Source organism: Cognatilysobacter terrigena (assembly GCF_004361065.1).
Classification (GTDB): domain Bacteria; phylum Pseudomonadota; class Gammaproteobacteria; order Xanthomonadales; family Xanthomonadaceae; genus Cognatilysobacter; species Cognatilysobacter terrigena.
This window is the reverse complement of record NZ_SELT01000016.1, coordinates 16,980-42,074: the sequence shown is the minus strand read 5'-3', so window position 1 is coordinate 42,074 and position 25,095 is coordinate 16,980. Positions and strand designations below refer to the sequence as shown.

Here is a 25,095-nt window from a genome sequence, read left to right as displayed (position 1 = left end):
TCTCACCGCCTGCGCTTGCCTGCCGGATAATAGGCCCCATCTCGCGCTGATGCCGATCCCCCGCATGTTCCGACGCCGTACGCGCGGGGCGGAGCTTCCCGGACGATGAAACCGTCCACGCCCGCTTTCGACGCCAAGGACTTCGTCCGCAACCTCAGCACCGCGCCCGGCGTCTACCGGATGATCGGTGCGGACGACAGCGTGCTCTACGTCGGCAAGGCGAGCGCGCTGAAGAATCGCGTCTCTAGCTACTTCAACAACACACCGAAGTCGGCGCGCATCGCCTCGATGGTGTCGCAGATCGCGCGCATCGAGGTGACGGCGACGCGCACCGAGGCGGAGGCGCTGATCCTCGAGAACGAGCTCATCAAGTCGCTGAAGCCGCGTTACAACGTACTGCTGCGCGACGACAAGAGCTATCCGTACGTGCTGCTCACCAGCGAGGACTATCCGCGCATCGCGGTACATCGCGGCCCGCGCGCGGTGCAGGGCAAGTACTTCGGGCCGTATGCGAGCGTCGGTGCGGTGCGCGAGACGCTCAACCTCATGCACAAGCTGTTCAAGCTGCGCAGCTGCGAGGACACCGTCTTCCGCAACCGCTCGCGGCCGTGCCTGCAGTTCCAGATCGGCCGCTGCAGCGCGCCGTGCGTGCACCTGATCTCCAACGAGGACTACGCGCAGAGCGTGCGGCGGGCGTCGATGATGCTGGAAGGGCGCAGCGACGAACTCACCAACGAGCTCGGACGCGGCATGGAGCAGGCGAGCATGAACCTCGACTTCGAGGAAGCGGCGCGCTTGCGCGACCTCGTCGCATCGATCCGTACGCTGCAGGCGCGACAGTACGTCGATGGCCGTGCCGCGGATCTCGACGTGCTGGCGATCGCCATGCAGGGCGCGAATGCCTGCGTCGTGCTGATGGCGTTCCGCGACGGCCGCAACCTCGGCACGCGTGCGTTTTTCCCGAGGACTAACGGCAGCGACCAACCCGATGAGGTGTTGGGCGCCTTCGTCTCGCAGCACTACATCGACAAGACGCCGCCACGCGAGATCGTGATCGATCGCGACATCCCCGACCGCGAACTGTTGGAGCAGGCGTTCGCGCTTTCGAGCGAGCGCAAGGTGCAGATCCGCTGCAGCGTGCGTGGCGAGCGCGCCGGTTACCTCGACATCGCGCGTCGCAATGCACAGATGGCGCTGGCCTCGGAAATGACGAGCGCGGCGGCGCAGCGTGCGCGCGTCGAATCTCTGCGCGACCTGCTCTCGATGACGGACATTCCGAACCGCATCGAATGCTTCGACATCTCGCACACGATGGGCGAGGCGACGGTCGCGTCCTGCGTCGTGTTCGATGCGGAAGGCGCGTGTCGGGGGCAGTACCGTCGCTACAACATCACCGGCATCACGCCCGGCGACGACTATGCAGCGATGCACCAGGCGCTGTTCCGTCGCTTCAAGCGCGCGGTGGATGCACGTGATGCCGCCGATGCGGATGTCGCTGTAGTGGATCGAGCTGCGAAAGCGTCGGCCGCGGTGCTTCCGGATGTGCTGCTCATCGACGGCGGCGCCGGGCAGGTCGCGCAGGCGAAGGCGGTGCTCGACGAGCTGGGTGTCGAAGGCGTGCGCATCGTCGGTGTCGCGAAGGGCCCGGAACGCCGGCCCGGCGACGAGGATCTGCTGCTGCCGGACGGCCGAACGGTTCATCCGGGCGCACAGTCGCCGGCGCTGCAGCTGGTCCAGCAGGTACGTGACGAAGCGCACCGTTTCGCCATCACCGGCCATCGCGGCAAGCGGCAGAAGGCCCGCACGACCAGTCGTCTGGAGGATATTCCGGGAATCGGGCCGCGCCGCCGCGCCGCGCTTCTCAAGCATTTCGGCGGGCTCGGCGGACTGAAGGCAGCGGGTGTCGAGGAAATCGCGCGCGTCGAGGGCGTGAATGAAGCCCTCGCCCAACGGATCTATGACACCCTCCACGGGTTGGCGCCGTCCGGCGGCGCGGAGTAGGGCATGCGCATCACCGTTCCGACCATTCTCACGCTGCTGCGGATCGTGCTGATCCCGGTGCTCGTGCTCGTCTTCTATCTGCCGTACACGTGGACGAATTTTGCCGCCGCGGCGGTGTTCGCGATCGCATCGATCACCGACTGGCTCGATGGCTGGATCGCACGCGCGTACAACCAGTATTCGGCGTTCGGCGCGTTTCTCGATCCAGTGGCGGACAAGCTGATGGTGGCGGTCGCGCTTCTGCTGATCGTGCAGGTGCATCCGACGAAATGGATGGCGCTGTGGGCCGCGGTGATCATCGGTCGCGAGATCGCGGTGTCCGCGTTGCGCGAATGGATGGCCGAGCTCGGCCAGCGCAAGAAGGTGAAGGTGGCGGCGATCGGCAAGATCAAGACGATCGTGCAGATGGTCGCGCTCGAGTGCCTGCTCTACCAGGCGAAGTTCTTCGGCCTGCCGATCTTCTCCATCGGTGAATGGCTGCTCGCGGCCGCGGCGATCCTGACGTTGTGGTCGGGATGGGCTTACCTGCGCGCGGCGTGGCCCGTACTCATGAAGGACGCGCACACGGGCGCTGCATGAGCGTGTTCATGTCGCGATTCAGGTGTTGACACGGCCGGCTGCACCCGTAAAATGCGCAGCCTGTTCCGCGGGAATAGCTCAGTTGGTAGAGCACGACCTTGCCAAGGTCGGGGTCGCGAGTTCGAGTCTCGTTTCCCGCTCCAGATTCATCGGGGCCAGTGCATCGGAACCGTCCGACCAGACCCCGCTCGCGGGGTCTTGTCTTTTCAGGAGCACGCTTCGATAGTGCCCTGACGCCTCCCGGCCGGGTGGCAGAGTGGTTATGCAGCGGACTGCAAATCCGCGTACGCCGGTTCAATTCCGACCTCGGCCTCCAGTTCGAAAAGCCCCGCAGCGATGCGGGGCTTTTCTTTTTCCGCGTCGCGCGCGTCGGACGTAAGCTATGCGCGGTTCACGCCCGGATGGCGAAACCGGTAGACGCAGGGGACTTAAAATCCCCCGACTATGTCGTGCGGGTTCGAGTCCCGCTCCGGGCACCACGCAGCGCGCTGCGACGTGCGTGAGGACAACGTCGCCGTTTGACGGCGTCTGCGCTAAGCGTACGTTGCGAAGCGGTCCAGTCGGACCATTGCTCGATACGAGCAACACGCGAACCTCGAGACGCACCCTCGGTCACGCGACTTCAAGCGTCGGCAACTCGACGACCTGCTCGATCTCCGACTCGACCGAAGCCTCCTCGGTCTGCATCGTGCAACCCTTCCGGTTCGGACACGACATCTGCATGTAATCCGCATCGAAGCTCAGGCGCTCGACGAGGAAGTCGACGAACGCGCGGATCTTCGGCGACTGCACCCGGCCTTTCGGAAACACCGCGCTGCAGTCGTATTCCGGACCCGTCCAACCGGCGAGGACATGCCGGACGAGGCCCTGCTCGACGAAGCCCTTGATGGTGATGTCGCTGGACAGCATCAGGCCTTCGCCGCACAGCAGCGCGCCCGTGAGAAAGCCGGGATCGTTCGCCACGAGCACCGGGTCCACGCGGTATTCGACACTGCGCTCGCCATCGGACAACGGCCAGATGTAGGTGCCGTTGCGACGGAACTTGGAGAACGTGAGCGCGCGGTGGTGCTGCAGGTCGTCCGGATGCACCGGCTCGCCGTGTCGCTCGATGTACGTCGGACTCGCGTACACCTGCGAGCGGAAGGACGCGAGCTTGCGCGCGACGAGATTCGAATCCGGCAGGTTACCGACGCGCAGCGCGACGTCGATCTCCTTGTCGATGAGGTCGAGCGATTCGTTGGTGAGAATCATCTCGACGCGCACCTCCGGATGTTGCGCATGGAACTCGCCGAGCAGCGGCGCGATCCAGTTGATGCCGATCGAGTAGGGCGCGGTGACGCGCAGCCAGCCGCGCGGGCCGTCCTGCAACTGGCTCACCGCGCTCTCGGCTTCGTCGAGTTCGCGTGCGATGCGTTGGCAATGTTCGAAGTAGACGTTGCCGGCTTCGGTGAGGCCGAGCTTGCGCGTCGTGCGATGGAGCAGCTGCGCGCCCAGGCGCGTCTCGAGGTCCTGCACCTTGCGGCTGACGGTGGTTTTGGGCAGTCGCAGCGCACGCGCGGCGGAGATGAAGCTGCCGTGCTCGACCACCTTCACGAAGACCAGCGTGTCGTTGAGATCGCGGGACATGCGGCGGCTCCAGGGTTCCGGGGTGTGCAGGATGGCACGGCGTCGGGCCGGCGACTATCCCGATTTCGGGATAATTTTTCCCCGAAGTCGTGGCTAATCAAATGGGCGGGGGAGGTCTAGCCTGCGCAGCCTCTGATCCGAGTGTTGCGCCATGACCGCCCCATCCACCTTCCGACTGCTGACGACCGCCCTCGTGCTGGTCGGCGCGCTGGCCGTGCTGATGCTCGGCGGGACGCTGATCCGCCACGTCGCGGGCCTGCACGGTGGGCTCGTCTTGTTCGGCTGGGCCGTCGGTTTCGCGGTGTTCCTCCCGCTGGGCCTTGCCGTCGCTGCGGTGGTCGCCGGGTCGGGCGTGCGCTGGCCGCATCGCGCGATCGTCCCGAATGCGGGCTGGAAAGTCCCGGGGGCGGGACAATGACGGGCGCGCTGCTCGTGCTGGGCGCCACCGGAACGGTGGGCCGCGCGGTGGTAGAAGCCGCGGTCGAGGCCGGCCGTGCGGTAGTCGCCGTGGCCCGGGGCTGCAGCGGTCTCAAGGCGCTGGAGTCGCGGCATCCGGACGCCGACCTCACGGTGGTGCGCGCGTCGGTCTCGACCGAGCGCGGTGCCGCCAAGCTCGTGGCGCAACTGCGTCGGCTGGGTCGACCCATCGACGGCGTGATCGTCGCGCTCAAGGGCGGTTCGGATCGCGGCCGCATCCTCGACAACGGCCTGGACGCGCTGCATCGGCGAATCGACGAAGACGTCGCCCCGCACATCGCGGCCGCGCGCCAGTTGCTGCCGTGGCTGGCCGAGCAGTCGACGGGCGTGCGCTACGTCGTCGTCGGCGGTCCCGGCAGCACGACGCCATGGGCCGGTTACGGCCATCGCTCGGTCGCCGCCGCCGCGCTGCGCATGCTCGTGCGCGTGCTGCACGAGGAAGCGCTGCCGACGGGCGTGCGCGTGCAACTGCTCGACGTTGCCGCGCCGGCACGCACGGATGTCAACGCCGCGCACGCCTGCCCGCAGTGGCCGCGCGTGCAGGCGATCGGCCAGAAGGCGGTCGCGCTCGCGACCGCGCCGCGTGGCGTCCTGGTGGCGCCCGTCATCGATTTCGACACGACACCCCGTTCGCGTCCGCGTGCGGCCCCACCGCGGGATCCGGATATCGCCGACGCGCGCGTTCTTCTTGAATCACTGACCTCTCATCTGCCCAAGGACTTCGATCGATGAGCCGAATGAACCTGTTTTCGCGAGGCGCTGCGCTGGCGCTCGCCATCCCCACGCTGCTCGTCGCCGCAGGCTGCAGCAGCCAAGCCGAGCCCTCGGCCGCCATGCCGCCGCCGCCCGAGGTGAGCGTCGCCCAGGTGCTGTCGAAACCTGTCGGGCAGTGGGACGACTTCACCGGCCGTGTGTCGGCCGTCGACACTGTCGAACTGCGACCGCGCGTGAGTGGTTACATCGATCGCGTCGCGTTCGCCGAAGGGCAGGAAGTGCGCAAGGGCGACTTGCTGTTCGTGATCGATCCGCGTCGCTTCAAGGCCAACCTCGACCGCGCCGTCGCCGAACTCGAACGCGCGAAGAGTGAAGCGCGCCTCGCACAGGCGCAGGACCGCCGCGCCGCCACGCTGGTCGAAGCACAGGCGATTTCGCGCGAGGAATTCGAAAGCCGTCGCGCCGCGAATGCGCAGGGCTCAGCCGCGGTGCGCGCCGCCGAAGCCGCGGTGGAAGCCGCGCGACTCGAGCTCCAGTACACCCAGGTCCGCGCGCCGGTGTCGGGCCGCGTCGGACGCGCGCTCGTCACTCGCGGCAACCTCGCACAGGCGGATTCGACGCTCCTGACGACGGTCGTCTCCGTCGACCCGATGTACGTCTACTTCGATGCCGATGAGCAGGCGTTCCTGCGCTACAAGCGCCTCGAGCGCGAGGGGCAGGGCGGTGCGCAGAACACCGTGCGCGTCGCGCTCGCCGACGAAACCGGCTATCCGCACGAGGCCAAGCTCGACTTCGTCGACAACCAGGTCGACCCGCAGACCGGTTCGATCCGCGCGCGCGCCGTCGTCGAGAATCCCGACCGCCGATTCACGCCCGGCATGTTCGCCCGCGTGCAGCTGCAGGGCGGTGCGACGCAGAACGCGATGCTGGTCGACGACAAGGCGGTGCTCACCGACCAGGACCGCAAGTACGTCTACGTGCTCGGCCCGCACAACGCGGCGACGCGCAAGGACATCACGGTTGGTCGCGTCGTCGATGGCCTCCGCGTGGTGACCTCGGGTTTGAAGCCCGATGACCGCGTGATCGTGCACGGCGTGCAGAAGGTGTTCTTCCCCGGCATGCCGGTGGTGCCCAAGCCGATCGCGATGGGTGCACCGCCGCCGTCGCCGGCGCTCGCCGCCCGCTGACGTTTTCGTTCCGTCGTTCCACCCGCCGCTTGCGCGAAACCGCGCAGGCGCGGGGCCCCTCGGCCCGGATTTCCGCCAAGGAACCCACGCATGGACTTCTCACGCTTCTTCATCGACCGCCCGATCTTCGCCGCGGTGCTGTCGATCATCATCTTCGCCGCGGGCCTGATCGCGATCCCGCTGCTGCCCATCGGTGAATACCCGGAGGTCGTGCCGCCGTCCGTGGTGGTGCGCACGGTGTATCCGGGCGCGAACCCGAAAGTCATCGCCGAAACCGTCGCGACGCCGCTCGAGGAAGCGATCAACGGCGTCGAGGACATGATGTACGTCAAGTCCGTCGCCGGTTCGGACGGCGTGCTGCAGATGACGGTGACGTTCCGTCCCGGCACGGATCCGGACGAGGCGGCGGTGAAGGTGCAGAACCGCGTGAGCCAGGCGCTCGCGCGTCTGCCAGAGGATGTGCGCCGCCAGGGCGTGACGACGCAGAAGCAGTCGCCGACGTTCCTGATGGTCGTGCACCTCGTCTCGCCCGATGGCAAGTACGACTCGCTCTACCTGCGCAATTACGCGCGGCTGCACGTCAAGGACGAGCTGGCGAAGGTGCGCGGCGTCGGCGATGCGCAGATCTTCGGCGGCGGCGACTACGCGATGCGGGTGTGGCTCGATCCCGACAAGCTCGCGTCGCGCGGACTGACCGCAGGCGACGCCGTGCGTGCGATGCGCGAGCAGAACGTGCAGGTCTCTGCCGGCCAGATTGGCGCCGAGCCGATGCCGAACAGTGATTTCCTGACGCTGATCAATGCGCGCGGTCGCCTGTCGACCGAGGAGGAGTTCGGCGACATCGTGCTGAAGAACGGCGAGGACGGCGAACTGGTGCGTCTGGCCGACGTCGCGCGCATCGAACTCGGTGCCGGCGACTACACGCTGCGCTCGCAGCTCGACGGAAAGAACGCGGTCGCCATCGGCATCTTCCAGGCGCCGGGTGCGAATGCGCTCGACATCCGCGATCAGGTGATCGCGAAGATGGACGGGCTCGCGAAGACGTTCCCGTCCGGCATCGAGTACCGCTCGGTCTACGACACGACCGTCTTCGTGCGCGATTCGATCAAGGCGGTGGTGTCCACGCTGCTCGAAGCCGTCGCGCTCGTCGTGCTGGTCGTCATCCTGTTCCTGCAGACCTGGCGTGCGTCGATCATTCCGCTGATTGCGGTGCCCGTGTCGGTGGTCGGCACGTTCGCGGCGCTGCACCTGCTCGGCTTCTCGATCAATACGCTGACGCTGTTCGGCCTCGTGCTCGCGATCGGCATCGTCGTGGACGACGCGATCGTCGTGGTCGAGAACGTCGAGCGCAACATCGAAGAAGGCCTGAGCCCGCTCGCGGCAGCGCACCAGGCGATGAAGGAAGTCTCCGGGCCGATCATCGCGATTGCGCTGGTGCTGTGCGCGGTGTTCGTTCCGATGGCGTTCCTGTCGGGCGTGACCGGGCAGTTCTACAAGCAGTTCGCGGTGACGATCGCCATCTCGACGGTGATCTCGGCGATCAACTCGCTGACGCTGTCGCCGGCGCTCGCCGCGCGCCTGCTCAAGCCGCATGGCGCGGCCAAGGATGCGCCGACGCGCCTGATCGACCGCCTGTTCGGCTGGCTGTTCCGCCCGTTCAATCGCTTCTTCAATACCAGCTCGTCGCGCTACCAGGGCGCGGTGTCGAAGGCGCTCGGCCGTCGCGGCGCGGTGTTCGTGGTGTACGCGGTGCTGCTGGTCGCGACCGGCCTGATGTTCAAGACGGTGCCGCCGGGATTCATCCCGACGCAGGACAAGGGCTACCTGATCGCGGGCGTGAAACTGCCGGAAGGCGCGTCGATCGAGCGCACCGACGCGCTGCTGCGCAAGGTGACGGACATCGCCTCGCACGTCGAAGGCGTCGAACACACGATCAGCTTCCCCGGCCTCAACGCCCTGCAGTTCACCAATACGCCGAACACGGGCGTGGCGTTCCTGTCGCTGGAGCCGTTCGGCAAGCGACACCGCTCGGCGGCCGACATCAACGCGGAGATCAACCAGAAGATCGCCGGCCTGCAGGAAGGCTTCACCTTCTCGATGATGCCGCCGCCGATCCTCGGCCTCGGTAACGGCAACGGCTACCAGCTGTTCGTCGAGGACCGCTCGGGCGCCGGCTACGGCACGCTGCAGAACGCGGTGCAGTCGCTGCAGGGCGCCGTGTCGCAGACCAAGGGCATGAGCTTCCCGATCACGAGCTACCAGGCCAACGTGCCGCAGCTCGATGCCGACGTGGATCGCGTCAAGGCGAAGGCGCAGGGCGTGCCGCTCACCGAACTGTTCGACACGTTGCAGACCTACCTCGGCAGCGCCTACGTCAACGACTTCAACCAGTTCGGTCGCACCTGGCAGGTCATCGCGCAGGCCGATGCGCCGTTCCGCGACAGCGTCGAGGACATCGCCAACCTGCGCACGCGCAACGTCCGCGGCGAGATGGTGCCCGTTGGTTCGATGGTGACCGTGCACCAGACATACGGCCCGGATCCGGTGCTGCGCTACAACGGTTATCCGGCCGCGGACCTCGCGGGTGAAGCCGATCCGCGCGTGCTGTCGTCGGCGCAGGCGATGGACACGATGGCCGCGCTCGCCGGCAAGGTGCTGCCGCACGGCATGGACATCGAGTGGACCGACCTGAGCTACCAGCAGGCGAGCCAGGGCAATGCCGCGCTCGTCGTGTTCCCGCTCGCCGTGCTGCTCGCGTTCCTCGTGCTCGCCGCGCTCTACGAGAGCTGGACGCTCCCCCTCGCGGTGATCCTGATCGTGCCGATGACGCTGCTGTCCGCGCTGGTCGGTGTCTGGCTCGCGCACGGCGACAACAACGTGTTCGTCCAGGTCGGCCTCGTCGTGCTGATGGGCCTTGCGTGCAAGAACGCGATCCTGATCGTCGAGTTCGCCCGCGAGCTCGAACTGCAGGGCCGCGGCATCGTGCAGGCTGCGCTGGAAGCCTGCCGCCTGCGCCTGCGTCCGATCGTCATGACGTCGATCGCTTTCATCGCCGGCACCGTGCCGCTCGTGCTCTCGCACGGCGCGGGCGCAGAGGTGCGCGGCGCGACGGGCATCACCGTCTTCGCCGGAATGCTCGGCGTCACCCTGTTCGGCCTGTTCCTCACCCCCGTGTTCTACGTCGCCCTGCGCAAGCTCGTGACGCGCGATGCCGCGCCCGCCGCCGAAGCGATCGACGCAGAACCTCTTCCCGCCTGATCCTGGAGAACCGACATGACCGCTTCCAACACCCGCATCGCCCTCGTCACCGGCGCCACCCGCGGCCTCGGTCTCGAAACCGTCCGCCAGCTCGCGAGCGAAGGGCTGCACGTCCTGCTCGCCGGTCGCGATCACCCGCGCGCCGTCGCCGCCGCGCTGCCGTTCAAGGCCGACGGCCTGTCCGTCGACGCCATCGAACTCGACGTCACCAACGCCGACAGTATCCGCAAGGCCGCGCAGGAGGTCGCCGACAAGTACGGCCATCTCGACGTGCTGGTGAACAACGCCGGCGTGTTCATCGACGACTTCAGCCTGCCGCCGTCGCAGCAGTCGCTGCGCACGTGGCGGGAGACGTTCGACACCAACCTGTTCGGCGTCATCGCGACGACGCAGGCGTTCCTTCCGCTGCTTCGCGCCGCGCCGGCCGCACGCATCGTCAACGTGTCGAGCTTGCTCGGCTCGCTGACGTCGCACACCGATCCGGCGTCGCCAATCTTCGACTTCAAGATGCCGGCGTACGACGCCTCCAAGAGCGCGCTCAACGCATGGACCGTCCACCTGGCACACGAACTGCGCGACACGGCGATCAAGGTCAACGCGGTGCATCCGGGTTCGGTCAAGACCGACATGAATTCGCAGGGCGAACTCGACGTGCAGACGGGCGCGCGCACCAGCGTCGAGATGGCGCTGCTCGGTGCGGACGGCCCGAACGGCGGTTTCCATCACCTCGGCGAGGTGCTGCCGTGGTAATCAAGCCGCTTCTGCTCGCCGCGACCATCGCGGCGTTGACGGGATGCGCGGTCGGGCCGGACTTCGTGAAGCCGGATACGCCGGTGCCTGCCGCGTTCGCGCGGCAGGACGCGATCGACCCGGCGACGCAGCCCACGTCGCCCGGCGACATGCGCGAGTTCTGGCGGCAGGTCGGTGACCCGGTTCTCGACACGCTGGTCGACGACGCGCTCGCCGCCAACAATGATCTGCGCGCCGCGCTCGCCAACTACGACCGTGCGAACGCGCTGCTTCGCGGTGCGCGCTTCGACCAGCTGCCGACGATCCGGTTGCAGGGCGATGCGCGCGAAACGCACGTACCCGCCGAGGAAGCGGTGAACGGCGACCGCACCACCAAGAGCTTCCAGGCGGCCGCTGTCGCCAGCTGGGAACTCGACCTGTTCGGCCGCGTGCGTCGCGACGTCGAAGCGCAGCGCTCCGACGCCTGGGCCGCCGCCGCGGATCACGATGCGCTGCAGGTGAGCATCGTCGCCGAGGTCGTGCGCACGTATGTCGAACTGCGCGGATTGCAGACGCGGCTGCGCGTGGCGCACGACAACGTGGACAACCAGGCGGAGACGTTGCGCCTGGTCGACGTGCGCGCCAAGGCCGGACGCGACACCGACTTCGACCTCGAACGCGCACGTGCGCTGCTCGACTCGACGCAGGCCCGCATCCCAGCGCTGGAAGCCGCGGAGGGCATCGCAATGCACCGGCTCGCGGTGCTGACCGGCCGTACGCCCGACGCGCTGATCGCGACCCTGGCGACGCCTTCGCCGATCCCCGCCATTCGCGCCTCAGTCGACGGCGAGACGCCGGCCTCGGTATTGCGTCGTCGCCCCGATGTGGCGGCGGCCGAGTACCGACTGCATGCGGCGACGGCGCGCGTCGGCGTGGCCACTGCCGATCTGTTTCCGCATCTGACGCTCGGTGCGCTGCTCGGCTCGCGGTCCAGCACGGCCAATGCGCTGTTCACCGCGGGGCAGGGCGCCGGACTCGTCGCGCTCGGCATCGACTGGTCGTTCCTCGACGTCGGACGTGTGCGTGCACGCATCCGCGCGGCCGGTGCGGACGCCGATGCCGCGCTCGCGCAGTACCAGCAGACGGTGCTGCTCGCCCTCGAAGACACCGAGAACGCGTTGCTGACGCACGGACGCACGGCCGTCGAAACCGATCGCCTGGCCGACGCCGCGCGGGCCAGCACGCGCGCTGCGCAACTGGCGCGACTTCGCTACCGCGCGGGCGCGTCGAACCTGCTCGAGGTGCTCGATGCGGACCGTGTGCGTCTGCAGGCCGAGGACGCGCTCGCGGATGCGCAGGCACGTCGCGGCGAATCGGCCGTCGCGGTGTTCCGCGCGCTCGCCGCAGGCTGGCCGGAGCACATCGCGGCCGAGCGGACGAAGCGCGACCCGCAGGCGGTGAACGTGGAGTCGATCGCGGCGGCGGGCTCGCGCGAGTGAGTCACCAAGCGGTCGGGTGCATCGACGAGGCGAATGGAATCGCCGCCTCGATGCGCCCGACCGCCATGCGAAGCCTTACTTCGCGATCGGCTCGCGTCGCAGCGGATGCGCCTCGGTGTTGAGCACCACGCGGTCGAGATCCAGCGTGTCCCGCGGCGCAAACAACAGGTAGAAGTATTTGAAGGTCTCGGCCATGACGAAGCTTTCCATGTCGTCGGCCTGCTTCTTCGTAGTGACGTCCGATAGCGCCGCATAGCCCGCGTCGGTCCGGCAGGCGCGCACGAAGTCGTCGAACAGCTTCTTGCCCATGGCGCGGTACTTCGGGTCGCCGGTCGTGCGGTACAGGTACCAGGTCGACTCGACGATCTCGGGCCGCAGCGGATAGCCCGGATAGGTGACCTTGCGCGCGACGTAGTCGTAGGACTCGGGCTCGATGCCGTGCAGGTTCCACATCGCGAATGAGGACCGCTGCAGCCGTCGCGCGCGGTCGATGTCGCCGGAATACGCGAGCAGGCCGGGATAGAACGCCTCGAGCGACCCGTACTCGTGCCCCGTGCGCTTGCCCGTCGCCATGTCGACCTGGCCGTACCAGAGCCCTCCATGCACGTCCTCCGCGTAGTAGCGGTTCGCCGCCGCGACGCTGGTCGTCCACATCAGGTGGCAGTCCTCGTCGCCGAACAGCTTCCAGCACTTCCACAGGTATTCGTAGTACGAATCGATGCGTGCGCCGATGTGGCTGCCGGTGTTCGTCCACGCACCGGTGGTGACGTCGATGCGCTCGCCGACGAGGTCGAGCTTCGACCGGCGCTTGTAGGTCTCGACCAGCGCGCGCTTGGCCGTGTCGTAGAACACCGGGTCGCCGGTCAGCCGGCTCAGCGTGCCGTACTCGAGCAGCAGCGTGCCGGTTTCGGCCGGATTGGTCTCGGTGCCACTGCCGCGACCGGTGCGCAGGTTGACGTTGACGTACGGCAAGCCGGTCGGTGATTTGAACGCGGGCAGGAGACGGGTGCCGAGATCGTTCGCGAGGCCGAGCAGCCGTTCGTCGCCGGTCATCTCGTAGCCCGACAGCAGGCCGCCGAGCAGTCGGATCACCACTTCGAAATGCTTGACGTCGATGTCGCGGTCGAACGACAGCTTCGTGGCGATCAGCTCGCGGGCGTCCTTCGCCTCGTCGTCGAGATGCATCAGCAGCATCGTGTCCAGCGCGTCGACGGGCGTCATCAGCAGCGACGACGCATACCAGTCGTGCGGCGCCTTGCTCAGCGGCTTGAGGTCGTCGTGGCCCCACGCGTACTGGCGATAGCCGCGCCACGCGTGCAGGAACTCGCCCTTCACACGCTCGGCCATGTGCGCGGCTTCGGCGTCGTCGACCGGCGGTAGCGACTCCGCACCCGTGACGCTCGACGCCGCATGCGCGGCCTTACCCGTCGCGCTGCTGAGCGGCGATGCGATCGCCAATGCAATGAGCAGGGCACAACGCGCGATGTAGGACATCAGCGGGGCTCCGGAAGCGAGCGCAGCACCTGCAGCACGTCGTGGCAGGCGCCCATGGTGTGGTAGTCGGTCTTGCCGGCGGGGCTCTTTTCGTCGCTGTACTTACGGTTGCGTCGATCGAGGATGCGGTACCACGCGCCGTAGCGGTGGTCGACGAAGTGCCGCCATGCGTAGGCCCAGAGCGCGTCGTAGCGGTCCCAGTACGGCGTCGAGCCGGTGCGCGTCGCGAGCCGTGCTGCGGCGGCAATCGATTCGGCCTGCACCCAGAAGTACTTGTCGTCGTCACAGACGGCGCCGTCGGGCGCGAATCCGTAGACCATGCCGCCGTACTGCTCGTCCCAGCTGCGCGCGAACGCCGTGTCGAACAGATGGCGCGCGGTCGGCACCAGCCACGACGGCGCATCGCTGCGCTCGCCGAGGTGCCGGTCGAGGATGAGCAGCAGCTTCGCCCATTCGGTCTGGTGCCCGGGCTGGAAACCCCACGGGCGGAAGAGGTGCTTGGGGTCGTCGCGGTTGTAATCCCAGTCGACGTTCCAGTCGCGGTCGTAGTGTTCCCAGACGAGGCCGCCGGCCTTCGCGGCCTGCTCGCGCGTCATGCGGTCGGCGAGCAGCAGCGCACGGTCGAGGTAGCGGCTGTCGCGCGTCGCTTCGTACGCGGCGAGCATCGCCTCGCACATGTGCATGTTCGCGTTCTGGCCGCGGTAGTCGCTGAATTGCCAGTCGACGGCGGCTTCATCGCGATAGAGGCGGTCGTCGGCGTCCCAGAAGCGTGTTTCGAGAAGCGTCCAGGTTTCGTCGATCCAGGGCTTGGCTTCTTCGATGCCGGCCTTCAGCGCTGTCGAGTAGGCGAGCAGCACGAACGCGACGCCATACGCGTGCTGCGTGCGATCCTCCGGCACGCCGTCGCGGATCGTCCACGCATAACCGCCCGACGCGTCATCGCGATGCCGCTCCCGCAAGTAGCGGAGTCCGTGGCGCGCGGCGTCGAGATAATCGACCCGCAGCGTCGCGTCGTCGGCGAACTCGATCGCCGCCATCGCGTAGTTGAAGACGAAACGCGTGCTGCTGACGAGGTGGCGATGCGAGGCGTCGTATACCGAGCCGTCGTCGCGGAAGTAGTGGAAGAAGCCGCCCGCCGGATCGATCGCTCGCGGGTGATAGAACGCCATCGTGTCCGCGATATGCGCGCGCAGGAAGGCTTCGCTGCGGAAATCGGGCGGGGCGGCGTCGGCCATCATGTCGGGGCTCGCATCAGGCGATCGGCTTCGGTGCGGGTCGGCATGGCGGCGAAAGCGCCATGTCTCGTGGTGGCGAGCGCGCCGCAGGCGGCGGCGAAGCGCAGCGTGTCGGCGAGATGAGTCGGGTGGGCGAGGAAGGCGTCGAGGTTCGTCGGGTCGACGCCGCGATCTACCATCGAGGCGAGCCATCCGCCGACGAATGCATCGCCCGCGCCGGTGGTGTCGATCACGGCGGCGGGGTAGGTCGGCAACGTGCCGGTGTCGTTGCGTGTCCACCATTGCACCGGTGCTGCGCCATCGGTGACGACGATGCAGCGCGCGTTGGCGTCGAACAGCCGATTGCGTACGGCCCCTTCGTCGCCGGCGCTGGCGGAAAGAAAATCGAGCTCCTCGCGCGACAGCTTTACGACGTCGGCGAATGCGAGTGCTTGCCATACGCGCGGCGTCGGGTCGACGTCATCCGGCCACAACGAAGGACGCAGGTTCACGTCCAAGCTGACGAGCACCCCTGCAGTCCGCGCTCGCTTCAATCCGGCGAGCGTTGCCGCGGCGATGTCGGGCTCCGTGAGGCTGTTGGAGCAGATATGGAATGCGCCCGCGTTCTCGAAGCAGCCGTCGTCGAAATCGCTGGTGCGGAACAGCAGGTCGGCCGCGGGCGGGCGATAGAAGCTGAAGCTGCGTTCGCCGTGCGCGTCGAGCGACACGAAGGCGAGTGCGGTCTTCGCTTCGGCCGTGCGCCGCGCGTACGCCAGATCCACGCCGTGCGCCTGCATCTGCTCGACCAGCATGTCGCCGAACATGTCCTCGCCGAGCATCCCGACGAAGCGCGCCGCGCCGCCCAGTCGCGCAACGGCCACCGCGACATTCGCGGGCGCGCCGCCGGCGTATTCGACGAAGCGACGCGGGCCGCCGTCCGCTGAGGGTGTCGCGAGGAAGTCGACCAGAGCTTCGCCGAAGCACACCACTGCACGCGGAGTCATTGCAGATTCCCGTCGACGCGAACGTCGCTGCTCGCGCGCATCTGCAGCTTGACCGGCGCGATGACGTGCATCGGCGGGGCGTCGGGCGTCGTCGATCGTTGCAGGACGAGTTGGGCCGCCTGCCGACCGCGTGCGCGCGGATCGACGGCGATCGTCGTGAGCGGAGGCGTGCTGACCGCGGCTTCGGGAATGTCGTCGAAGCCGACGACGGCGAAGTCCTGCCCGGCGCGGCGGCCAAGTGCGGCGAGGCCGGCGATCAGCCCGAGTGCGACGGCGTCGTTGTAGCAGACCGCGGCAGTCGGCGCCGGATCGCGCGCGAACAGCGCAGCCGCCTGGCGCGCGGCTTCGAGGCGCGTCGGCGCGCAGTCGACGAGCCACTGTGGCTCCGGTTCGATGCCGGCCTGCGCGAGCGCGAGGCGGTAACCCTCGCGACGCTGGCGGCACGAACTCGAATCGCGGTGGCCGCCGAAGAAGGCGATGCGGCGATGGCCGCGTTCGAGGAGATGGATGGTGGCGAGTTGCGCGCCGCGAACGTTGTCGAGCGCGAGGAAATCCCAGCCGGTGCCATCGTCGGCGTCGAGTTCGCGGTTGAACACGAGCACAGGGGTGCGCATGCCGACGAGGCGTCGCAAGGCCGCGCCGTCGCTGCCTTCGGCAGGCGACAGGATGATTCCGGCCGGATCGTGTTCCAGCAGCGATGCGAGTACCGCGCGCTGGCGCTCGACCGACTCGCCAGTGCTGCCGAGCAGTGTGACGTGCCCGGTCGATGCAAGGGCTTCATCGACGCCTGCCGCGAATTCGGCGAAGAACGGGTTGGACAGGTCGTTGATGACGAGCGCGATGCCCGACGACGCCTTGCGCCGCAGATTGGCCGCGCCGCGGTGGTAGACGTAGCCCTGCCGCCGAAACTCGGCTTCGACCCGCGCGCGTGTGTCGGGATTGACCAACGGGCTGCCGCGCAGCACCAGCGACACCGTCGCGCGCGACAGGCCGCAGGCGCGCGCCACGTCGTCGAGCGTGACGCGACGGCGGGCGTCGACGGGGGCGGCAGGCGGGCTGGCAGGTTTGGCGGGCATCCGCTTTGGATCGTTCTAAACGCCCTCGAGTCTGCACGCCAAGTGCGGAGTCGGCATTTCGCGCTGCAGCATGCCCGGGCGCGAGCGTGGTGCTACCGTCGATTTGGAACGATCCAAATCGGTGGCATCATGGCGGGTGGACAGGGCGGGTGGAGCACAGGCCGGACGGCCTGGATCGCGGGCATCGCGGGCCTGTTCGTCGCAAGCGCGCTCACCGCGGCGCCGCGACCGGAGGCGTCCAGCGCCTACGCCGCGGTCGACCCCTTCATCGGCACGGGCGGCGAGGGCCACACCTTCCCGGGTGCGACCGTCCCGTTCGGCATGATCCAGCTGAGCCCCGACACGCAGATCAAGCCGCGCAAGGAGGCCTACGGCTGGGCCGCGGGCTACCGGTACGACGACCGCACCATCGTCGGCTTCTCCCATACGCATTTCTCGGGCACCGGTCACTCGGACCTCGGCGATGTGCTGGTCATGCCGATCACAGGGACGGTGCGCACCGAACGCGGCGATCCCGCCAAGCCGGGTGGCGGCTACACGTCGCGCTTCCGCCACGAAACGGAAGTCGCGCAGCCGGGCTATTACGCGGTCACGCTCGACGACTACCGGGTGCGCGCCGAACTCACCGCGAGCGCGCGCGTCGGCGTGCATCGCTACACGTTCCCGAAAGGCGAAGCGGCGCACGTGCTCGTCGACCTGCGCACGAGCATGTACGACTACCCGGGCAAGGTGCTCTGGTCGCGCATGCGCCTGCGGCCCGACGGGACGGTCACGGGTTTCCGCGAAACGCGCGGCTGGGCGCCGGGTCGCCAGCTCTACTTCGCGATGCGCTTTTCCACTGCACCGGCCGCGCACACGTTCAACAACACCGAGACCGACGTCGTCTACAAGGGCTTTCCGCCGCCGGGCGACAAGGATCCCTCGGCACGCGCGCAGATCGAAGGCCGGCAGCTCGTCGGCACGTTCGATTTCGGTGATCTCGGTGGGCGTCCGCTGATTGCGAAGGTCGCGATTTCAAGCGTCGACGAGGCCAACGCGATCGCGAATCTCGACGCCGAAATGCCGGGCTGGGATTTCGACGCCGTGCGCGCGAATGCACGCACGCAATGGACGCAGGCGCTCGGCGCGGTCGATGTCGATGCGCCCGACACGCAGCGCCGCAGCTTCTACACCGCGCTCTACCACACGTTCATGGGGCCGACGCTGTTCATGGACGTCGACGGGCGCTATCGCGGCCCCGACAACGCCGTGCACCAGGCGAAGGGTTTCACGAACTATTCGACGTTCTCGCTGTGGGACACCTACCGCGCGCTGCATCCGCTGCTGACGCTGGTGCAACCTGAAAAGCGCAACAGCGACTTTGTCAGTTCGCTGATCGCGTCGCAGCAGGCCAGCCCCTACGGCACGTTGCCGGTGTGGGCGTTCCACGGTCAGGAGACGTGGTGCGTGATCGGCTACCACGCGGTTCCGGTGATCGCCGATGCCTACATGAAGGGCATTCGCGGCTACGACACCGACGCGGCGCTCAAGGCCATGGTGTCCAGCGCGACCTACGGCCCGTACGACGGGCTCGCGCAGTACATGCAGCTCGGCTATGTGCCGATCGACGAAGAAGACGAGGCTGCGTCGAAGACGCTCGAATATGCGTTCGATGATTGGACGATCGCACGCATGGCGTCGGCGATGGGGCGCCCCGATGTCGCCACGCAATTCGAGAAGCGCGCCGCCAACTGGAAGAACGCGTTCGATCCGGCGACCGGCTTCATGCGCGCCCGCACGCGCGACGGCAAGTTCCGCGAGCCGTTCGATCCCACCGCGAGCGGCTACGGCACCGACTACACCGAAGGCAACGCCTGGCAATACTCGTGGTACGTGCCGCAGGACGTCGCGGGCCTCGCGGCTGCGCACGGCGGCGCGGATCGCCTGCTTGCCAAACTCGACGACGTGTTCGACGCCAAGATCGACCCGAAGATCTTCGCGCACATGGAAGACATCACCGGCCTGATCGGCTGGTACGCGCACGGCAACGAACCGAGTCACCACGTCGCCTATCTCTACGCCGCCGCCGGCCAGCCGTGGCGCACGCAGGCGCGGCTCGGGACGATCATGTCGACGCAGTACGCGCCTCGTCCCGATGGACTCTCCGGCAACGACGACCTCGGCCAGATGTCGGCCTGGTACGTGTTCACCGCGCTCGGCTTCTATCCCGTCGCGCCGGCGAGCAACGAGTACATCATTGGCCGCCCGTTCCTGCCGCGCGCGACGCTGAACCTGCCGAACGGCAAGCGTTTCACCATGATTGCGGACGGACTCGACGACGCGCATCCGTATGTCGGTCGCGTCACGCTCGACGGCCGGCCGCTCGACCGCACGTTCATCCGCCATGAAGAGATCCTTCGCGGCGGCGAACTGCACTTCACGATGCAGGCGACGCCGAACCGCGACTGGCCGAGCGCCGCGGCCGAGCATCCTTATTCGATGTCAAAGTAGTGATGGGCGACGGAAGTGCTGCTGCGTGTCAGCGATGCACCCACCGCCCCGGCTCCGCGCGTCTGACCACTTCGGCGGTCGGGCAACCACTCCAGCTGGCCCTCGTGCGCTTCGCGCATCGATGCCTCAAACGGATTTCGAGAAGCGCGGGCGAACCACGTCCGCGGTGGCGTCGAGATAGGCATCGAAGCACATCGCGATGTTCCGCAGAAGCAGGCGACCGCGCGGGGTCGCGACGATACGTTCGGCATCGCGACGCACGAGCCCGTCCGACTCCAGCGGCGCGAGGCGCTCGAGGCAGGCGCCGAAGTAGTCGTCGAAATCGATGCCGTAGCGCCGCTCGAGTGCGTGCGTGGGAATCTCGCCGCTGCACATCAGCGCCTGGATGACATCGGCGCGCAACTGGTCGTCGTCGCTGAGATGCAGGCCGCGGAAGACGGGCAGGCGGCCGTCGTCGAGCGCCGTCTCCCAACTCGGCAAGTCGCGGGGGTTCTGGCTGAACACGTTGCCGATGTGACTGATCGCGCTGACGCCGACGCCGACGAGGTCGCTGTCGGCGTGCGTCGTATAGCCCATGAAGTTGCGATGCAGGCCGCCGCGCGACTGTGCGCGCGCGAGGTCGTCGTCGGGCAGTGCGAAGTGGTCCATGCCGATGTAGACGTAGCCGGCCCGTGCGAGGCGATCGATCGCGAGCGTCAGCAGCGACAGCTTGACGTCGGGTGAGGGCAGGTCCGCATCGTGGATCTGTCGGTGCGCGCGGAACAGCTCGGGCAGGTGCGCATAGCTGTAGACGGCGAGGCGATCGGGACGCATCGCGAGTACGTCGTCGAGCGTGCGCGAGAAGCCGTCGAGCGTCTGCTTGGGCAGACCGTAGATCAGATCGATGTTCACGGAGCGGAACCCGTGCGCGCGGCAGGCATCGACCACCTCGCGCGTTTCCTCGACGCTCTGCACGCGGTTCACCGCGCGCTGCACGTCGGCGTCGAAATCCTGCACGCCGAGGCTGGCACGGTTGAAGCCGGCCGCGGCGAGTTCCGCAATGTCCTCGCGCGTGACGAAGCGCGGATCGAGTTCGATGGAGATGTCGCGATCGGGCGAGTCCGAGAATCGGAACGCGCGGCGGATGCTGTCGACGCATTGCCGCAGCTGACCCGGTGACAGGAAATTCGGCGTGCCGCCGCCGAAGTGGAGCTGGATGAGCTCGCGGTCGGCGTCGAACAGCGGCGCGATCAGCCCGATCTCGCGATCGAGATGCTGGAGGTAGCGCTCGCCTCGCGCCGCATCGCGCGTCACCACGCGATTGCAGCCGCAGTAGAAGCACGGGCTGCTGCAGAAGGGCACGTGCACGTAGAGCGACAGTCGACGCGGGATCGGATCGCCGTTGCTCGCGACGATGGCGTCGCGCAGGTCGGCCTCGCCGAAGTGCTCGCGGAAGTGCGGAGCCGTCGGATAGGAGGTGTAGCGCGGACCCGGTCGGTTGTAGCGCTCCAGCAGCGCGCGGTCGATCAATGCGTCGTTCGTCGCCATGGCGGTGACGATACGGTTGCGGGTCGGTGCCGACTTGATTCGGATCAACCCGCGAGATCGTGCGGGGGAGATTCCGGGGGAAGCGCCTTGCGTGACCGGGTTCACCTGGCGGCCGCTTCCCGTCTACGTCGTGGTAATCCCGACCCATTAAGCTGTCCGTCCGTCCGAGCGATGAGCCTTGAGCGACATGGCGGCACCTTCCATCGACCTCATCACATTGCGGCGCGGTTGCGCCCAGTGCTCGCTTCAGCAGCTTTGCCTACCGGCCGGCATCGGCCGCGATGACCTACAGCGACTCGACGAGATCGTGAGGCGCAAGCGACCGGTGGATGCCGGGGAGCGGCTGTTCCGGCAAGGCGATGCCATGGGCGCGGTTTTCGTCGCCCGAGATGGCGCGTTCAAGACCGTGCTGGTGAGTGAAGACGGCGAGGAGCAGGTCATCGGCTTCCACCTGCCGGGCGAGCTCATCGGTCTGGATGCGTTGGGGTCGGGCATGCACCGCTGCGAGGCGGTCGCATTGACCACGGCCAACGTCTGCGAAGTGCCGTTCGACGAGCTGTCGACCGTCGCGTCGCAGCTCCCGGGTCTGCAGCGTCAGCTGATGCGCGTGATCGGGCAGAGTGTCGGGCGCGATCAGGACCATCTCGAAATCCTTGCGCGACGGCAGGCGAACGAGCGCATCGCGTTGTTCCTCCATGGACTGACGGAGCGCCTGCGCACGATCGGCGAGCCGACCGACCGTCTGCGACTGCCAATGAGCCGCGAGGACATCGCACGGTTCCTGGGACTCGCGCTCGAAACCGTCAGCCGCGGATTCACGCGGCTGCAGGACGACGGCGTGATCGCGGTGCACGGACGGCGCGTGGAGATCCTCGACAGTGCCGAACTCGAACGGCTCGCGCATGCTGGCGACAGCGGCGACGGCAATGGACGCCAGCGCCAGCAACGCGCCTGATCACGTCGGCGACGTGCAGCCCAGCGCGGCGAGCGGGCCGTGCAACACCGGCATCCATGTGGCGAGCCAGGGAGCAGTGATCGTCAGCGCGCCGGCAGCGCCGACCACGAGGCCGACTGCGCCGCGCACGCGGCCGCGCAGCAGGCGTCGACCGAGCTGCTGACCGGACCAGGTCAACGGCAGCATGACGGGCAGCGTGCCGAGCCCGAACGCCGCCATCGTCATCGCACCGCCGGCGGCGCTGGCTTGCAGCCATGCGGCGGCCAGCACCGTCGTGCTGAGTCCGCACGGCAGCCAACCCCAGAGGGCGCCGAGCACGAGGCGTCGCGTCGACGTGTTCGCCGGGAGCAGTCGACGCTGCAAGGGCTTGAGGGCGCGCCACACGCCACCGCCCAGCGTCGAATAGGGCGATGTCGACGCGGTGCCTCGCCACAGCCGAATACCCGCCGCGAGCAGCACGACGCCGGTCGCGATGCGCAGCGCAAGACGCAGCTCCGGCATTGCGGCGATACCCACGATCGCGTGGCCGAGCCCACCGGCCACCGCGCCCGCGATCGCATAGCCGAGCAGGCGCCCGAGGTTCGGTTCGATGACGTAACGCCAGCCTGCGCGCGGCGCCATCGCGGGGAATCCCGTGGCGATACCGCCGCACATCACCGCGCAGTGCCCGCTGCCGACGAGTCCCGTCAGCAGCGCGGACGCCAGCGTGAGCCAGGCCAGATCCATGTCAGTCACGTCTGGGTGGATCGTCGCGGAGGATGTCGATGGCCGGCGTGTCGAGATCGTCGAACTGGCCGCGCTTCACTGCCCACCAGAACGCGTACACCGCGACGCCGAGCAGCATCAGGCTGAGTGGAATGAGCAGGAGGAGGATGGTCATGCCGGTCTCCTTGCAAGCCGTAACGCGTTGAGCGTGACCGCGAGCGACGACAGGCTCATGCCCAGCGCCGCGAGCCACGGCGCGACGTGGCCGGTCACCGCCGCCGGCAGTGCGAGCGCGTTGTAGGCGAGTGCCCACGTGAGGTTCTGTCGCACGACGGTGCGGGTGCGGCGCGCGAGCGACACGGCCTGCGCGAGACGTGACAGCGAGCGGCCGGTCAACACGAAATCCGCAGCGCGCTGGGCCAGCGCAGCGCCGGTGCCGATGGCGATGGAGACATCGGCGCCGGCGAGTACCGGCGCGTCGTTGAGCCCGTCGCCGACCATCGCGACGACGCGGCCTTCGCGCTGCAGTGCACGCGCGTACGCAAGCTTGTCTTCGGGCGTCTGGCGGGCGCTTGCGTCGTCGATTCCCAGCTGCTGCGCCACGGCGGCGACGCGCTCGCGCGCGTCGCCGCTGGCGAGGCGGACCTGCAGACGCTGAGCACGCAGCGAGGCGATCGCATCTGCCGCGTCGTCGCGCAGGCCTTCGCCGATCTCGAAACGCGCGAGCGGTCGCGTGCCGTCGCCGAGCCACAGTGCGCCATCGTCATTGCGACCCGCGGCGAAGTCGGCGCGACCGATGCGCAGATGTCGACCGTCGACCGTGCCTTCGAGGCCTTTCGCCGCGACGAGGCGCACGTCGTGCGTGATCGCTGCAGGCATGTCAGTGAACGCTGCGGCGAGCGGGTGAGTCGACCCCTGTTCGAGCGCGGCGGCCATGCGGAGGGCCGACGCCTCGTCGACGCCGTACGTCTCGACGCGTACGAGGCGCGCGCTGCCATCGGTCAGTGTGCCGGTCTTGTCGAACACGACATCGTCGGCTCGCGCGAGTCGGTCGAGTGCATCCGGCCGCGTCGCGAGCATGCCGATGCGCGCGAGGCCGCCGTGCGCCGCCGCGACTGCCGCCGGAATCGACAGCGAGAGCGCACAGGGGCAGGAGATCGCGAGCACGGCCAACGTCACGTCCAGCGCATGCGACGGATCGTGCAGACGCCATGCGATGAAGGTGGCGGCCGCGACGAGCAACATCGCCACGACGAACACGCCCGCGATGCGGTCGGCGACCTGCGCGAGCCGCGGGCGGTGCGCCTGCGCCTGCTCCACGAGGCGGGTGAGTTCCGACAGGCGCGTGTCGGCGCCGACGCGCGTCACCCGCATGCGGGCGGGGCGATCGCGGCAGATCGTGCCGGCAAAGATCATGTCGCCAGCACGGTGCGCGACCGGATGTGGTTCGCCGGTCAGCAGCGCCTCCTCGAAGCGCGCTTCGTCGTCGAGCAGAGTGCCGTCGGCGGGCGCCGGTTCGCCGGCGGCGACGCAGGCGACGTCGTCCACCTGCAGCGCTGCCACCGGCACGGTCTCGCGGGTGCCGTCGGACCGTTCGCGCGTCGCAAGCACCGGGCGCGCGCGACTGAGGGCGTCCACCTGCGCGTTCGCAGCGGCGCGTGCGCGTTCCTCGAGCGTGCGCGCGACCAGCAGCAGGAAGACGAACATCACCGCGGCGTCGTACCAGACGTGTGGCCCGCCCCGTACGGTTTCGACCACGCTGGCGATGTACGCAAGCAGCGTCGAGGTCGCGACGAGCACGTCCATGCCGAGGCGGCGGTGCTGCAGCTCGCGCCACGCGCCTTCGAGGAACGGCCAGCCCGCATAGAACACGACGGGCGTGGAGACGAGGAAGGTGATCCAGCGCAGGAAATCGCGCGTGGCGATGGCCATCGTGCCGCCGGTATCGAGGTAGAGCGCTTCGCCGAACATCATCGCCTGCATCGCACCGAGGCTGGCGAGACCGATGCGCAGCAGCGAACGGTTGCGCGCGCGGCGACGTGCCTCCTCGTCGATGAAGCCGCCCGCGAGGTACGGCCGATAGCCGAGCAATGCGAGGCGCCGCAGTGGCGACGAAAGCGTCGTCGTCGCCGGATCCCATGTCAGCCGGATACGGCCCGTCACCGCATTCGCGGACACGTCGCGAACGCCCGGTTCGTTCGACAGGGCGCGATCGATCAGCCATGCGCACGCGGCGCAGCGCATGCCGTCGGTGACGACCGTGATCTCGCGCAGGCCGTCGATGTCGCGCACGTGGCCGGCGACCACGTCGTCGCGATCCCACACAACAAAGTCGGCCGGTTCGGTGCCGACACGCGAGGCGCGTTCGCTGCGTAGGCGGTAGTAGTCGTCGAGATGGGCGTCGCGGATCCACTGTGCCGCCGCGGCGCAGCCATCGCAGCAGAACGCGCGCGTGGCGTCGTCCAGTCGCAGGTAGGCGGGCGAGGGCGGCAGCGGCTCGCCGCAGTGCCAGCAGCCCGCTGACGCACTCGACTCCACCGCCGCGACGCGCATGTCCATG

Annotated in this window: 19 protein-coding genes and 3 tRNA genes; 13 read left to right on the top strand and 9 right to left on the bottom strand. The window is 68.1% G+C overall.

Annotation, left to right across the window (positions count from 1 at the left end; all coding sequences use genetic code 11):
* The first annotated feature begins 105 nt into the window (after positions 1–105).
* From uvrC to EVS83_RS10290, 5 genes are all read left to right on the top strand, one after another.
* Positions 106–2,001, top strand: coding sequence for an excinuclease ABC subunit UvrC (gene uvrC / locus EVS83_RS10310; protein ID WP_133500962.1), 1,896 nt, complete (start codon positions 106–108; stop codon positions 1,999–2,001).
* A 3-nt stretch (positions 2,002–2,004) separates the two neighbouring features.
* On the top strand, positions 2,005–2,580 hold the full coding sequence (pgsA, locus tag EVS83_RS10305) for a CDP-diacylglycerol--glycerol-3-phosphate 3-phosphatidyltransferase (RefSeq protein WP_133500961.1): 576 nt from the start codon (positions 2,005–2,007) through the stop codon (positions 2,578–2,580).
* Positions 2,581–2,647: 67 nt separating this feature from the next.
* Positions 2,648–2,723: transfer RNA gene (locus EVS83_RS10300), tRNA-Gly, on the top strand.
* Positions 2,724–2,822: 99 nt separating this feature from the next.
* A tRNA-Cys gene (locus EVS83_RS10295) sits at positions 2,823–2,896 on the top strand.
* A gap of 79 nt (positions 2,897–2,975) precedes the next feature.
* Positions 2,976–3,059, top strand: a tRNA-Leu gene (locus EVS83_RS10290).
* Positions 3,060–3,192: 133 nt separating this feature from the next.
* Here EVS83_RS10290 and EVS83_RS10285 read toward each other — a convergent pair.
* Complete coding sequence (locus EVS83_RS10285; protein ID WP_133500960.1) at positions 3,193–4,206, bottom strand: LysR substrate-binding domain-containing protein; 1,014 nt, start codon at positions 4,204–4,206, stop codon at positions 3,193–3,195.
* Positions 4,207–4,357: 151 nt separating this feature from the next.
* On the opposite strand from EVS83_RS10285, the gene EVS83_RS10280 reads away from it, so the two are divergent.
* From EVS83_RS10280 to EVS83_RS10255, 6 genes are all read left to right on the top strand, one after another.
* Positions 4,358–4,624: a hypothetical protein gene (locus EVS83_RS10280; RefSeq protein ID WP_133500959.1), complete on the top strand. Its 267-nt coding sequence runs from the start codon at positions 4,358–4,360 to the stop codon at positions 4,622–4,624.
* A complete protein-coding gene (locus tag EVS83_RS10275; RefSeq protein WP_133500958.1) occupies positions 4,621–5,415 on the top strand; it encodes an SDR family NAD(P)-dependent oxidoreductase in 795 nt (264 codons plus the stop codon). The genes EVS83_RS10280 and EVS83_RS10275 overlap by 4 nt, the downstream gene beginning before the upstream one ends.
* Complete coding sequence (locus tag EVS83_RS10270; protein WP_133500957.1) at positions 5,412–6,584, top strand: efflux RND transporter periplasmic adaptor subunit; 1,173 nt, start codon at positions 5,412–5,414, stop codon at positions 6,582–6,584. Before EVS83_RS10275 ends, EVS83_RS10270 begins: the two co-directional genes overlap by 4 nt.
* A 90-nt stretch (positions 6,585–6,674) precedes the next feature.
* A complete protein-coding gene (locus EVS83_RS10265; protein WP_133500956.1) occupies positions 6,675–9,842 on the top strand; it encodes an efflux RND transporter permease subunit in 3,168 nt (1,055 codons plus the stop codon).
* 15 nt (positions 9,843–9,857) lie between these two features.
* Positions 9,858–10,592, top strand: a complete 735-nt coding sequence (locus EVS83_RS10260; RefSeq protein ID WP_133500955.1) for an SDR family oxidoreductase — start codon at positions 9,858–9,860, stop codon at positions 10,590–10,592.
* Positions 10,586–12,070, top strand: coding sequence for an efflux transporter outer membrane subunit (locus EVS83_RS10255; protein WP_133500954.1), 1,485 nt, complete (start codon positions 10,586–10,588; stop codon positions 12,068–12,070). Before EVS83_RS10260 ends, EVS83_RS10255 begins: the two co-directional genes overlap by 7 nt.
* A 75-nt stretch (positions 12,071–12,145) precedes the next feature.
* Here the strand turns inward: EVS83_RS10255 and EVS83_RS10250 are convergent, their stop codons facing one another.
* Genes EVS83_RS10250 through EVS83_RS10235 form a run of 4 tightly spaced genes read right to left on the bottom strand, consistent with a single transcriptional unit; the run spans position 12,146 to position 16,858 of the window.
* Positions 12,146–13,564, bottom strand: coding sequence for a glycoside hydrolase family 47 protein (locus EVS83_RS10250; protein WP_133500953.1), 1,419 nt, complete (start codon positions 13,562–13,564; stop codon positions 12,146–12,148).
* On the bottom strand, positions 13,564–14,799 hold the full coding sequence (locus tag EVS83_RS10245) for an AGE family epimerase/isomerase (RefSeq protein WP_246022866.1): 1,236 nt from the start codon (positions 14,797–14,799) through the stop codon (positions 13,564–13,566). Before EVS83_RS10245 ends, EVS83_RS10250 begins: the two co-directional genes overlap by 1 nt.
* Entirely contained in the window at positions 14,799–15,782 is a 984-nt protein-coding gene (locus EVS83_RS10240) for a carbohydrate kinase family protein (RefSeq protein WP_133500951.1), read from the bottom strand. The genes EVS83_RS10245 and EVS83_RS10240 overlap by 1 nt, the downstream gene beginning before the upstream one ends.
* Positions 15,779–16,858 carry a LacI family DNA-binding transcriptional regulator gene (locus EVS83_RS10235; RefSeq protein WP_133500950.1) on the bottom strand — a complete coding sequence of 360 codons (1,080 nt, stop codon included), beginning with the start codon at positions 16,856–16,858 and terminating at the stop codon, positions 15,779–15,781. Before EVS83_RS10235 ends, EVS83_RS10240 begins: the two co-directional genes overlap by 4 nt.
* Before the next feature lie 129 nt (positions 16,859–16,987).
* Between EVS83_RS10235 and EVS83_RS10230 the strand changes: the two genes are divergently transcribed.
* Positions 16,988–19,348, top strand: coding sequence for a GH92 family glycosyl hydrolase (locus EVS83_RS10230; protein WP_133500949.1), 2,361 nt, complete (start codon positions 16,988–16,990; stop codon positions 19,346–19,348).
* A gap of 126 nt (positions 19,349–19,474) precedes the next feature.
* Here the strand turns inward: EVS83_RS10230 and hemN are convergent, their stop codons facing one another.
* Positions 19,475–20,875 carry an oxygen-independent coproporphyrinogen III oxidase gene (gene hemN / locus EVS83_RS10225; RefSeq protein WP_133500948.1) on the bottom strand — a complete coding sequence of 467 codons (1,401 nt, stop codon included), beginning with the start codon at positions 20,873–20,875 and terminating at the stop codon, positions 19,475–19,477.
* A 187-nt stretch (positions 20,876–21,062) separates the two neighbouring features.
* On the opposite strand from hemN, the gene EVS83_RS10220 reads away from it, so the two are divergent.
* Positions 21,063–21,830, top strand: coding sequence for a helix-turn-helix domain-containing protein (locus tag EVS83_RS10220; RefSeq protein ID WP_133500947.1), 768 nt, complete (start codon positions 21,063–21,065; stop codon positions 21,828–21,830).
* On the opposite strand, the gene EVS83_RS10215 is transcribed toward EVS83_RS10220, so the two are convergent.
* Genes EVS83_RS10215 through EVS83_RS10205 form a run of 3 tightly spaced genes read right to left on the bottom strand, consistent with a single transcriptional unit; the run spans position 21,831 to position 25,094 of the window.
* Positions 21,831–22,556: a sulfite exporter TauE/SafE family protein gene (locus EVS83_RS10215; protein WP_133500946.1), complete on the bottom strand. Its 726-nt coding sequence runs from the start codon at positions 22,554–22,556 to the stop codon at positions 21,831–21,833.
* Position 22,557: 1 nt separating this feature from the next.
* Complete coding sequence (gene ccoS, locus EVS83_RS10210) at positions 22,558–22,710, bottom strand: cbb3-type cytochrome oxidase assembly protein CcoS (protein ID WP_133500945.1); 153 nt, start codon at positions 22,708–22,710, stop codon at positions 22,558–22,560.
* Positions 22,707–25,094, bottom strand: coding sequence for a heavy metal translocating P-type ATPase (locus EVS83_RS10205; RefSeq protein WP_208108731.1), 2,388 nt, complete (start codon positions 25,092–25,094; stop codon positions 22,707–22,709). The genes ccoS and EVS83_RS10205 overlap by 4 nt, the downstream gene beginning before the upstream one ends.
* Position 25,095 lies beyond the last annotated feature (1 nt).